The sequence below is a fragment of the Pseudonocardia sediminis genome (assembly GCF_004217185.1).
Lineage (GTDB): Bacteria > Actinomycetota > Actinomycetes > Mycobacteriales > Pseudonocardiaceae > Pseudonocardia > Pseudonocardia sediminis.
In genome coordinates this window covers 4,903,464-4,915,083 of sequence record NZ_SHKL01000001.1, presented here as the reverse complement: position 1 = coordinate 4,915,083, position 11,620 = coordinate 4,903,464, and the positions used below count along the sequence as shown (strand labels likewise).

The following is an 11,620-nucleotide window of genomic DNA, read 5'->3' as shown; positions in this document are numbered from 1 at the left end:
CGAGCGAGCGCGCGTCGGCGAGTCGTGTGCGCGGTGGTGAGCCGAGTGCGTGTCGTCGAGCGAGCTCGGGTGGTGGGGGACCGGGTGTGGTGCCGGCCTCCCGGTGTCCGACGGGTGGGGGTGCAGGATCGCGGCGTGGACGACTGCGTGTTCTGCCGGATCGTGGCCGGTACCGCTACGGCCGATCTCGTCGCCGAGACCGCACGGGTGGTCGCGTTCTGCGACATCGCGCCGATCACGCCGGGACACCTGCTCGTCGTGCCGAGGGCACACGGCTCGGGGCTGGCCGACGTCTCCGACGACGACGCCGCGGCAATGACCGTGCTCGCCCGCCGTCTCGCGGTCGCCCTGCGCGACACCGGCCTGCGCCTACCCGGCCCGGAGCGCCGTCCCGGCCCGACCGGGAGATGGCGCCGTCTCCGCGGACATCGTCGCACCGGCACCGGCGGCGGCAGGCACGGCGGCCGTAACAGCGACATCGGCGGCGGCAGCATGACCGGGAGCAGCGCCACCGGCGGCGGCAGGGACCGGGAGGGCGCACCGATCACGGGGACGAACCTGTTCCTGGCCGACGGCGTCTCCGCCGGTCAGGAGGTCTTCCACGCCCACCTGCACGTCATCCCGCGCTACGCCGGCGACGGCGTGCGGTTGCGGACGGGGGAGCGCACCTCGACCCCGGACGAGCGCGCGGAGGTCGCGGAACGGGTCCGGGCCGCCCTCGGCGACGGGTGAGACCGCTCCCGGCCGGGCGGGGAACGCCCGTCCGGGCGAGCCGACCGCTCACCGACCGTGCGGCGTCGCGAGGCCGATCTTGTTCGGGATCCGGGGGCCGGCGGGGCAGTATCGGGGGAACGCCCCCGTCACATCGCGGTGACCGTCTGCGAGTGTGGGGGTGTCCCGGGCGCCTGACGGGGAGACGACGACACCGGAAGGGGCCGCGTGGACCTGTTCGCGTTCTTCCACACGGTGCTGCACAGCGTATGGCTGTTGCCGGTACTGGTGCTCATGATCGCCGTCGACGGTCCGGTGCCGATGCTTCCCAGCGAGACGTTGCTGATGTCGGCCGCGGCCGCCGCCTTCGGGGCGCACAGCACGTGGGCCGTGGCCGGTCTCTTCTTCGCCGCGCTGGTCGGCTCCGTGCTGGGTGACCTGGCGGTGTTCGGTCTGGGCCGGTCGTCGAACAAGATCCTTCCGCGCGCGGCGGACGGCGACAGCGGGATCGCGTCCTGGGTCCGCGCCAACATCTTCCGACGGCCCGTGGTGGCCCTGGTCGGGGCCCGTTTCGTACCGGGCGGCCGGCTCGTCAGCACCGCTGCCGCCGGACGGCTCGGCCTGCCGGTGCGCCACTTCCTGCTGGGGTCGGTGCTCAGCTCTGCGGTGTGGGCGGTCTACATGCTCGTCATCGGGCTGGCCCTGGGGCCGATGACCGGCGGGAACCCGCTGTTGTGCGTCCTGGCCGGCGGGGTGATGGCCGTTCTCACGGCGGGGATCTTCGCCGTCGGCGCCCGTGTCCGGGCCGCGGTCCACCGCCGGCGCGCGGTCGTCGTGCCGCACGGGAAGCGCTCCGGAACGCCTGCACTCGCCTCGCGCTGACCGGGTTCTCGTCTGCGCGATGAGCCTGCGCCGCAACAGAAGAGTGGGCTGCGGCGGGTAACACCACCGGGAATCGGAGCCGTGGACGAGTCCACGACCCCGATGTCCCGATGGTGCCCGGCACCAGCAGGGGCTCCCGGTTCCGCAGGTGCCGGCAGTGGGTCAACGCGTGAGACGCCGTCGAGTTGTGCACCGATACAGCTCGACAGTGAGCGGTGCACGACGGGCGACGGGTGGGCGTCCAGTCGCGGTGGGTGTCCGGGTGGTCACGATCGGTACGACCGCTGGCATGATCAACACGGCGAGCGGAGGACGTGCCGATCTCCGGGGCCGGTCCTAGTCTCTTCCGATGGCGGACAACAGCAGCGGTGGAGAGAGCACGTTCACGGTGCTGCTGGCGCTCGGCGCGAACGCGGCGATCGGTGTGCTCAAGCTCGTGGCGGGCCTGCTCACCGGATCGGCGGCGATGCTCGCCGAGGCGGCGCACTCGGCCGCGGACACCACGACCGAGGGGCTGCTGCTCGCGGCGCTGCGCCGCTCCGGCAAGCGGGCCGACCGGCAGCACCCGTTCGGCTACGGCAAGGAACGCTTCTTCTGGGCGCTGATCGCCGCGGTCAGCATCTTCGTCTCCGGCGGCGCGTTCGCGATCATCGAGGGGATCCGCACGGTGCTCGGCGAGGAGGCCGAGCAGACGCTGGCCTGGGTCGCCTACGCCGTGCTGGGCGTGTCCTTCCTGCTGGAGGGGACGTCCTGGCTGCAGGCCGTGCGCCAGGTCCGCAAGGAGTCCGCGGCGGAGGACCTCGGGTTCTTCGCCTGGCTGCGCCGGACCGATGACCCGACCGTCGTCACCGTCTGCTGCGAGGACAGCGCGGCGCTGATCGGCCTGCTGCTGGCCTTCGCCGGGGTGGGGCTGCATCAGCTGACCGGCTCCGGGATCTGGGACGGCATCGCGTCGCTGCTGATCGGGGTGCTGCTGACGTTCGTGGCCTACGTCCTCGGGCGGATCAACAAGGGCCTGCTGATCGGACGTCAGGCCGACGTGCGCCTCGTCCGCTCGATCCGGCAGCGTCTCGACGGCCACGAGGGGATCAGCGGCGTGGTGGACCTGCTGACGATGATGGTGGGCACCGACCAGGTCCTGCTCTGCGCCCGCCTGGACTTCGACGACGCCCTCGGCGCCGCCGACGTCGAGCGGCTGTGCGTTCGGTTGGAGAACGAGCTGCGCGAGGAGTTCTCCGACCTCGACGAGATCTTCCTGGAGCCGGTGCCACGCGAGGACCCGGACATCCGGGCCCGCGTGCTGGAGCGCTACGGCGAGAACCCGCTGAGCACCCGGTCCGCTCCGGGCGGAGCGACTCGATCTGAGACGCCGTCCGGGGAGTGATCGCTGTCATACTCTCCTGATGCGTAGCGATGTGTGGCGGGTGAGGGTCGGCGAGGACAACGCGGTCTGGCTGTCCACCGAGTGCCGGACGGCCCGTCTGGCCAAGGAGTACCGGCCGATCGACGTCGGGGACGGCGTCGTCGAGTTCAACCACCTGGCCCTGGGCTCGATCCGCGAGCTCGGTGAGGAGGAGGACGGCTACATCACCGACGACGCGGAGGGGCTCCGCGTCTGGATCGGTGACGACGCCTTCGAGCTGGAGCTCTACGAGCCCGCCGGCACCTGACGCCTCACCCGTGCATCCCCGGATGCCCGCCGGCCCCGACTCGGTCGTGCTGGTCCGGCCGGACCAGCACGAACTGCGCCATCATCCCCCGGTCCTCGTGGTCGAGCATGTGGCAGTGGATCATGAACGGGACGTCCGGGTCCGGATGCTGCCCGAACGCGACGGCGAGCCGGACCCACTCGCCCTGCGGCAGGTGGATCGTGTCCTGGCGGCCGCGCAGCTCCGGCGGGGGCGGCGCGCCGCCGACGTCGAGGACCCGGAACGCGGCGTCGTGCACGTGGAAGCTGTGCGGGATCGCGGCGTCGGTGCGCACGTTCCAGACCTCGACCCGCCCGGTGGGGACGACGGCGTCGATCCTGTTCATGTCCATCTCCCGGCCGTTGATCTGAGAGTTGCCGTCGAGGCGGAACTCGCGGGGCGGCACACCCGGGGTCGGCTCGATCGCCGGCGTCGTGGCCAGGCGGGTCGGTAGCGGCGGGCTCGGCTCGAGCACCGGCGCGGCCCGCAGCGCCATCAGGTCGAACGTGTCGTCGCCCCCGCCCAGGCGTGACCCGATCGCGTTCGTGTCCAGGTCCGGCGGGAGGCTGCGCAGCAGCGCCGTCTCGCCCGGCCGCACCGGCACCACGATCTCGGCCCGGTCGCCGGGGGCGACCTGCCAGTGGGTGGCCGGCACCGGGGCGTCGAGGAGCCCGCTGTCGGTGCCGACCACGGAGTATCCGCGGCCGTCGTCGAGGGCCAGGTCGTAGACCCGGGCGGCGGAGGCGTTGACCACCCGCAGGCGCACGGTCGACGTCCAGACGTCGAGGACGGGCCCGTGGGTGCCGTTGACCAGGATCTCGTCGCCCAGCATCCCGGCCGAGGAGTTGGCCTGCGCCGGCATCGCGCCGTCGGCGTCGAACACCCTGTCCTGCAGGATCACCGGGATGTCGTCGACGCCGTAACGGTGCGGCAGGGGCAGTGCGGCGGACCCGGCGTCGTCGACCCAGAACATGCCGGCCAGCCCGCGGTGGACGTGTTCGGCGGTGCGCCCGTGCGGGTGCGGGTGGTACCAGAGCGTGGACGCCGGCTGGTCGATCGTCCAGGACGGCGACCACGTCGTCCCGGGGGCGATCGGGGAGTGCGGGCCGCCGTCGGCCCGTGCCGGCAGCTCAATCCCGTGCCAGTGCATCGACGTCGCCTCGGGCAGCCTGTTGTGCAGGTCGATCGCGACCCTCTCGCCGCGGGCGGCCCGCAGGGTCGGGCCGAGGTAGGCACCGTCGATGCCCCAGGTGTCGGTGCGGGTGCCGGGCAGCAGCTCGGCCCGGCCCGGCGCCATGGTCAGGTCGAAGCGCCGGACCCCCTGCGCGTCGACGGTGGACGGGGCGAGCGGCGGGATCGCCAGCGGCCGGTCGAACGTCACCCGTCCGACGTTGGTGGACGAGGCGGCGTTCCAGCCCCAGAGTGCGAGGCCGGCGACGGCCAGGACCACGGCCACGACGAGAACGGCCAGGGCGCGGAGGATGCGTGCGCCGGCGCTGCGGCGTCGTCGGGTTCCCATGTGACGAGCCTCGGGCGCGGGCGCCGTCCGCGGATCCGGTTCCACCCGGAGCTCGGCGCCGGGCCGACCCCGGAACCTCTCGGGGGAGAGTGCCGATGACAAATCAGAGCAGTGCTCTTGCTTTCGACGGGCGCCGGGTGTCTACTGGTCCTGCACAGAGAGCGGTGCTCTCGCCGACGAGGAGGACCTCATGACCACGACCGAGACCCGCCAGCTCCGCCCCGGCCGCATCGACCGGATCGGCAACCGCCTGGTCAACGCCCTGATGCGCCTCGGCGTCAGCGTCGCCGACAGCCGTGAGCTGGCCGTGCGCGGCCGGACGAGCGGCGAGTGGCGCACGACCCCGGTGAACCTGCTGACCGTCGACGGCGAGCGCTACCTCGTCGCCCCGCGTGGGCACGTCCAGTGGGTCCGGAACCTGCTGGCCGCCGGGGGAGGGGAGCTGCGCCTCGGGCGCCGGACCGAGACGTTCACCGCCACCGAGCTCGCCGACGACGCGAAGCCGGCGCTGCTGCGCGTCTACCTGCGCCGCTGGGCCTGGGAGGTCGGCCGGTTCTTCGAGAACGTCGACGCGGACTCGCCCGACGAGCGGATCCGCGAGATCGCCCCCGGGATGCCGGTGTTCCGGATCGACCGGGGCTGACGTCCCGGGGGAGGCCCGACACACGGGAGCCCGGACGCCACACGGCGTCCGGGCTCCCGGTGCGGCAGGTGCCTCAGGCGAGCTGGCGGTCCGTCGGCGCGATCGGGCGGGGCAGCACGTCCCGGCCGGTCAGGTAGGCGTCCACGCCGGCGGCCGCGGCACGGCCCTCGGCGATGGCCCACACGATCAGCGACTGGCCGCGGCCCATGTCGCCGGCCACGAACACGCCGTCGACGCTGGACATGTAGTCGTCGTCGCGCGAGACGTTGCCGCGGTCGTCGAGGTCGACGCCGAGGCCCTCGATCAGGGCGCCCTTCTCCGGGCCGACGAAGCCCATCGCGAGCAGCACCAGCTGGGCCGGGAGCTCCTGCTCGGTGCCGGAGACCGGCTCGAACCCGTTGTCGCCGCGCTTGACCTCGCAGACCCGGATGCCGGCGAGCTTGCCGTCGGCGTCCTTCACGAACTCGGTGGTGTTGACCGAGAACATCCGGTCGCCACCCTCCTCGTGCGCGGAGGACACCCGGTAGACCATCGGGTAGGTCGGCCAGGGCATGCCCTCGGTGCGGTGCTCCGGGGGCGTCGGCATGATCTCGAGCTGCGTCACCGACCGGGCACCCTGACGGTGCGAGGTGCCCAGGCAGTCGGCGCCGGTGTCACCGCCGCCGATGATCACGACGTCCTTGCCCTCGGCCGTGATCTCCGGTGCGTCGATGTCGCCCTGCTGCACGTGGTTGGCCCACGGCAGGAACTCCATCGCCTGGTAGACGCCCTCGGCGTCGCGGCCGTCGGCCGGGATGTCGCGCCAGGCCGTCGCCCCACCGGAGAGCACGACGGCGTCGAAGTCGCTGCGCAGCTGCTCGACGGTGATGTCGGTGCCGACGTCGACCGAGGCCCGGAACAGGACGCCCTCGGCGACCATCTGCTCGAGGCGCCGGTCGAGGCGCTTCTTCTCCATCTTGAACTCGGGGATGCCGTAGCGCATCAGCCCGCCGATGCGGTCGGCCCGCTCGAACACGACGACGTCGTGCCCGACCCGCGCGAGCTGCTGCGCGGTGGCCAGGCCGGCCGGTCCGGACCCGACGACGGCGACCTTCTTGCCGGTCTTCGTCTCGGCCGGCTGCGGGGAGACCCATCCCTCGTCCCAGGCGCGGTCGATGATCTCGACCTCGACCTGCTTGATGGTGACGGCGTCGTTGTTGATCGCCAGCACGCACGCGGCCTCGCACGGGGCGGGGCACAACGTCCCGGTGAACTCCGGGAAGTTGTTCGTCGCGTGCAGGCGCTCGATCGCCTCACGCCAGTCCCCACGCCAGACGAGGTCGTTCCACTCCGGGATGAGGTTGCCCAGCGGGCAGCCCTGGTGGCAGAACGGGATGCCGCAGTTCATGCATCGGCCGGCCTGCTTCTCCAGCTTCTGCTGCGGGAAGTCCTCGTAGACCTCGCGCCAGTCCATCAGGCGCAGGTCGACCGGGCGCCGCGTCGGGTTCTCCCGCGGCGTGGTCATGAAACCTCTCGGGTCAGCCATGTGCGGCCTCCATGATCGCCTGGTTGACGTCGCGCCCCTCACGCTCGGCGGCCTCCTGGGCCTGGAGCACGCGCTTGTAGTCCTTGGGCATGACCTTGCCGAACCGCTCCACCGCGGTGTCCCAGTCGGTGAGCAGCGCGTGCGCCACGGCCGAACCGGTCTCGGCGTGGTGCCGCTCGACGGCGGACTGCAGGATCGCGCGGTCCTCGGAATCGAGCGGGTCGAGGTCGACCATCTCCGGGTTGACCCGGCCCCTGTCGAGGTCGAGCACGTACGCGGTGCCGCCGGACATGCCGGCCGCGAAGTTGCGCCCGATCCGTCCCAGGACGACGACCTGCCCACCGGTCATGTACTCGCAGCCGTGGTCGCCCACGCCCTCGACGACGGCCAGCACACCGGAGTTCCGGACGCAGAACCGCTCGCCGACGATGCCGCGCACGAACATCTCGCCCGACGTCGCGCCGTAGCCGATCACGTTGCCCGCGATGATGTTGTCCTCGGCGGTGAACGGCGCCGACGGGTCCGGGCGCAGCGTCAGACGCCCGCCGGAGAGACCCTTGCCGAAGTAGTCGTTCGTGTCGCCGACGAGGCGCAGCGTGATGCCCTTCGGCACGAACGCGCCGAAGCTCTGGCCGGCCGAGCCGGTGAGCGTGACGTCGATCGTGTTGTCCGGCAGGCCCTTGCCACCGTGGGCCTTGGTCAGCTCGCTGCCGAGCATCGTGCCCACGGTCCGGTTCACGTTGCGGACCGGCAGGTCCAGGGTGACCTGGTCGCCGGAGCGCAGCGCGCCCTCGGCCAGCTGGATCATCGTGTTGTCCAGCGCCTTGTCCAGGCCGTGGTCCTGCTCCCGGACCCGGTAGCGCGGCACGTCGTCGGGGTAGTCGCCCACCTGGAAGATCGGCGAGAGGTCGAGCCCCTTCGTCTTCCAGTGCTGGGCGGCGGCCGCGGTGTCGAGCACGTCGGCGTGCCCGATCGCCTCGGCGATGCTGCGGAATCCCAGCTGGGCCAGGTACTCCCGCACCTCCTCGGCGACGAACCGCATGAAGTTGACGACGTACTCGGCCTTGCCGTCGAACTTCTTGCGCAGCTCCGGGTTCTGCGTCGCGACGCCGACCGGACAGGTGTCGAGGTGACACACGCGCATCATGATGCAGCCCGAGACCACCAGCGGGGCGGTCGCGAAGCCGAACTCCTCGGCCCCGAGCAACGCCGCGACGACGACGTCACGACCGGTCTTGAGCTGGCCGTCGGCCTGCACCGTGATCCGGTCGCGCAACCCGTTGGCCAGCAGCGTCTGCTGGGTCTCGGCCAGGCCGAGCTCCCAGGGACCGCCCGCGTGCTTGATCGAGGACAGCGGCGAGGCACCGGTGCCGCCGTCGTGGCCCGAGATGAGCACGACGTCGGAGTGCGCCTTCGACACGCCCGCCGCGACCGTCCCGACGCCGACCTGGCTGACCAGCTTCACGTGGATGCGGGCCCGCGGGTTGGCGTTCTTCAGGTCGTGGATGAGCTGCTTGATGTCCTCGATCGAGTAGATGTCGTGGTGCGGCGGCGGCGAGATCAGGCCGACGCCCGGTGTGGAGTACCGGGTGGTGGCGATCCACGGGTAGACCTTGCCGCCGGGCAGCTGACCGCCCTCGCCGGGCTTGGCGCCCTGCGCGATCTTGATCTGGATGTCGTCGGCGTTGACCAGGTACTCGCTGGTGACGCCGAACCGGCCGGACGCGACCTGCTTGACCGCGCTGCGCCGGGAGTCCCCGTTCGGGTCCGCGGTGAAGCGGTCCGGGTCCTCGCCGCCCTCACCGGTGTTCGACCGGCCGCCGAGGCGGTTCATCGCGATCGCCAGCGTCTCGTGCATCTCCTGGGAGATGGAGCCGTAGGAGATCGCGCCGGTGGCGAACCGGGTGACGATCGACTCGACCGGCTCGACCTCGTCGATCGGGACGGGCTCGCGGACGCCCTCCTTGAAGGAGAACAGCCCGCGCAGCGTCATCAGCCGGTGCGCCTGGTCGTCGACGGCCTTCGTGTACTCCTTGAACACCGAGTACTGCCCGGAGCGCGTGGAGTGCTGCAGCTTGAACACCGTCTGCGGGTTGAACAGGTGCAGCTCGCCCTCGCGGCGCCACTGGTACTCCCCGCCCACGGCCAGCGCACGGTGGCTGGCGCGGACGTCGTCGGACGGGAACGCCCGGCGGTGGTGCTTGAGGACCTCCTCGGCGAGGACGTCGAAGCCGACGCCGCCCAGACGGGAGGTGGTGCCGGCGAAGCAGGACTCGACGACGTCCGGGCCGAGCCCGATCGCCTCGAAGATCTGCGCGCCGGTGTAGGACGCGACGGTCGAGACGCCCATCTTCGACATGGTCTTGCGGACGCCCTTGCCGAGCGCCTTGACCAGGTTCGTGGCCGCGGTCTTCGCGTCGACGCCCGGGATGTCGCCGCGCTCGGCGAGGTCCTCCACCGTGGCCATGGCCAGGTAGGGGTTCACCGCCGACGCGCCGTAGCCGAGCAGCAGCGCGATGTGGTGCACCTCGCGCGCGTCGGCCGACTCCACGATCAGCCCGACCCGGGTGCGCGAGCGCTCCCGGACCAGGTGGTGGTGCACGGCACCGGTGAGCAGCAGCGACGGGATCGCCGCGTTGTCGGCGTCCACCCCGCGCTGGGACAGCACGATCAGGCGCGCGCCGCCGTTCTCGATCGCGTCGGTGACCTCGGCACGGATCTCGTCGAGCCGGTCGGTCAGGCCCTTGCCGCCCTCGGCCGCGCGGAACGTGCCGCGGACGGTGTGCGAGGCGAAGCCGGGGAAGTCCCCGTCGTCGTTGATGTGGACGATCTTGGCCAGGTCGTCGTTGGACAACACCGGGAACGGCACCACGATCGTCCGGCAGTGCGCCGGGGTGGCGTCGAGCAGGTTCTGCTCCGGGCCGAGCTGGCTGTGCAGGGAGGTGACGAGCTCCTCCCGGATCGCGTCCAGCGGCGGGTTCGTGACCTGCGCGAAGAGCTGGATGAAGTAGTCGTAGAGCTGGCGCGGACGCTCCGAGATGGCCGCGATCGGCGCGTCGTTGCCCATCGAGCCGATCGGCTCGGCACCGGAGACCGCCATCGGGCGCAGGAGGATGTTGAGCTCCTCCTCGGTGTAGCCGAACGACTGCTGGCGCAGCGTCAGCGCCTCGTGCGTCGGGATCTCACGCTGGCGGTCGGGCAGCCCGTCGAGCTTGATCAGGCCGGCGTGCAGCCAGTCCTCGTACGGGTGCAGCGACGCCAGCTCGCCCTTGATCTCGTCGTCGTCGACCATCCGGCCGCGCTCGGTGTCGATCAGGAACATGCGGCCCGGCTCGAGCCGGCCCTTGCGCACGATCTGCGAGGGCTCGACGTCCAGGACACCGACCTCGGAGGCGAGCACGACCAGGCCGTCCTCGGTGATCCAGTAGCGCGCCGGGCGCAGGCCGTTGCGGTCGAGCACCGCGCCGATCTGGGTGCCGTCGGTGAACGAGACCAGAGCCGGTCCGTCCCAGGGCTCCATCAGCGTGGAGTGGTACTCGTAGAACGCGCGGCGTGCCGGGTCCATCTCGGCGTGGTTCTCCCACGCCTCCGGGATCATCATCAGCACCGCGTGCGGCAGGCTGCGCCCGCCCAGGTGCAGCAGCTCCAGGACCTCGTCGAACGTCGCCGAGTCCGACGCGTCCGGGGTCACCACGGGGGTGAGCCGGTCCAGGTCGCCGGGCAGCAGCGCCGACTCCAGCATCGACTCGCGGGCGGCCATCCAGTTCCGGTTGCCGCGCAAGGTGTTGATCTCACCGTTGTGCGCGACGTAGCGGTACGGGTGGGCCAGCGGCCAGGCCGGGAACGTGTTCGTGGAGAACCGCGAGTGCACGATGGCCAGCGCCGACGTCACGCGCTCGTCGGTGAGGTCGGTGTAGAACACCGGCAGCTGCGGCTCGGTGAGCATGCCCTTGTAGACCACGGTCCGCGGGGACAGGCTCGCGAAGTAGGTGCCGGTGGAGTGCTCGGCGCGCTTGCGCAGGCAGAACGTGCGGCGCTCCAGCTCGATGCCGGTCAGGGCGTCGTCACCGGTCTCGGTGCTCGCGACGAACAGCTGCCGGAACACCGGCATCGCGGCCAGGGCGGACGGGCCCAGGTCGGCGGTCTCCGGATCGGTCGGAAGGTCACGCCAGCCCAGGACCCGCAGGTCCTCCTCGGCGGCGATCGCGTCGATCGCGGCGACGGCGGTGTCGGCCTCACCCGGACCGGCCGGCAGGAAGGCGGTGCCGACCGCGTACGCGCCGGCCTCGGGCAGCTCGAAGCCCGCCACCTCGCGGTAGAAGGCGTCCGGGACCTGGATCAGGATCCCGGCGCCGTCGCCGGTGTTGGGCTCCGAACCTCGCGCGCCACGGTGCTCCAGCCGGAGCAGGGCCGTGATGGCCTTCTGCACGACGGCGTGGTCCCGACGGCCCTGCATGTCGGCCAACATGGCCACTCCGCAGGCGTCGTGCTCGTGGTCGGCGGCATACAGACCACCGGGCGCGGGGCGGCGCGTGTGGTCACTGATCGCGGCCAACTGCTCCTCCTGTCGTCTCGGTGCACCCCGACACTCGCATCGGGACGACTCGGACCTCATTGGTCCGAACAGAGTGTTCAGACTACAACGATGCTCC

General features: G+C 71.7%; 8 protein-coding genes. 5 read left to right on the top strand and 3 right to left on the bottom strand.

The window, feature by feature from the left end; genetic code table 11:
- The first annotated feature begins 135 nt into the window (after positions 1-135).
- The 4 genes from EV383_RS23010 (at position 136) to EV383_RS22995 (ending at position 3,263) form a co-directional block, all read left to right on the top strand.
- Positions 136-732 carry an HIT family protein gene (locus tag EV383_RS23010; RefSeq protein ID WP_130291858.1) on the top strand — a complete coding sequence of 199 codons (597 nt, stop codon included), beginning with the start codon at positions 136-138 and terminating at the stop codon, positions 730-732.
- A gap of 207 nt (positions 733-939) precedes the next feature.
- Complete coding sequence (locus EV383_RS23005; RefSeq protein WP_130291857.1) at positions 940-1,593, top strand: DedA family protein; 654 nt, start codon at positions 940-942, stop codon at positions 1,591-1,593.
- A gap of 349 nt (positions 1,594-1,942) precedes the next feature.
- Positions 1,943-2,977 carry a cation diffusion facilitator family transporter gene (locus EV383_RS23000; protein WP_130291856.1) on the top strand — a complete coding sequence of 345 codons (1,035 nt, stop codon included), beginning with the start codon at positions 1,943-1,945 and terminating at the stop codon, positions 2,975-2,977.
- 19 nt (positions 2,978-2,996) lie between these two features.
- Entirely contained in the window at positions 2,997-3,263 is a 267-nt protein-coding gene (locus EV383_RS22995; protein ID WP_130291855.1) for a hypothetical protein, read from the top strand.
- Positions 3,264-3,267: 4 nt separating this feature from the next.
- Here EV383_RS22995 and EV383_RS22990 read toward each other — a convergent pair whose 3' ends face one another.
- Positions 3,268-4,800 (bottom strand): multicopper oxidase family protein, encoded by a 1,533-nt coding sequence (locus tag EV383_RS22990; RefSeq protein ID WP_130291854.1) that lies wholly within the window; start codon positions 4,798-4,800, stop codon positions 3,268-3,270.
- 190 nt (positions 4,801-4,990) lie between these two features.
- Here EV383_RS22990 and EV383_RS22985 point away from each other — a divergent pair, with 190 nt between their 5' ends.
- The gene (locus EV383_RS22985) at positions 4,991-5,443 is read left to right on the top strand and encodes a nitroreductase family deazaflavin-dependent oxidoreductase (RefSeq protein ID WP_130291853.1); all 453 of its coding nucleotides are present in this window, start codon (positions 4,991-4,993) and stop codon (positions 5,441-5,443) included.
- Positions 5,444-5,516: 73 nt separating this feature from the next.
- On the opposite strand, the gene EV383_RS22980 is transcribed toward EV383_RS22985, so the two are convergent.
- Positions 5,517-6,968, bottom strand: a complete 1,452-nt coding sequence (locus EV383_RS22980; RefSeq protein WP_130291852.1) for a glutamate synthase subunit beta — start codon at positions 6,966-6,968, stop codon at positions 5,517-5,519.
- The gene (gltB, locus tag EV383_RS22975; protein WP_242623258.1) at positions 6,961-11,523 is read right to left on the bottom strand and encodes a glutamate synthase large subunit; all 4,563 of its coding nucleotides are present in this window, start codon (positions 11,521-11,523) and stop codon (positions 6,961-6,963) included. The genes EV383_RS22980 and gltB overlap by 8 nt, the downstream gene beginning before the upstream one ends.
- Between the last annotated feature and the right edge of the window lie 97 nt (positions 11,524-11,620).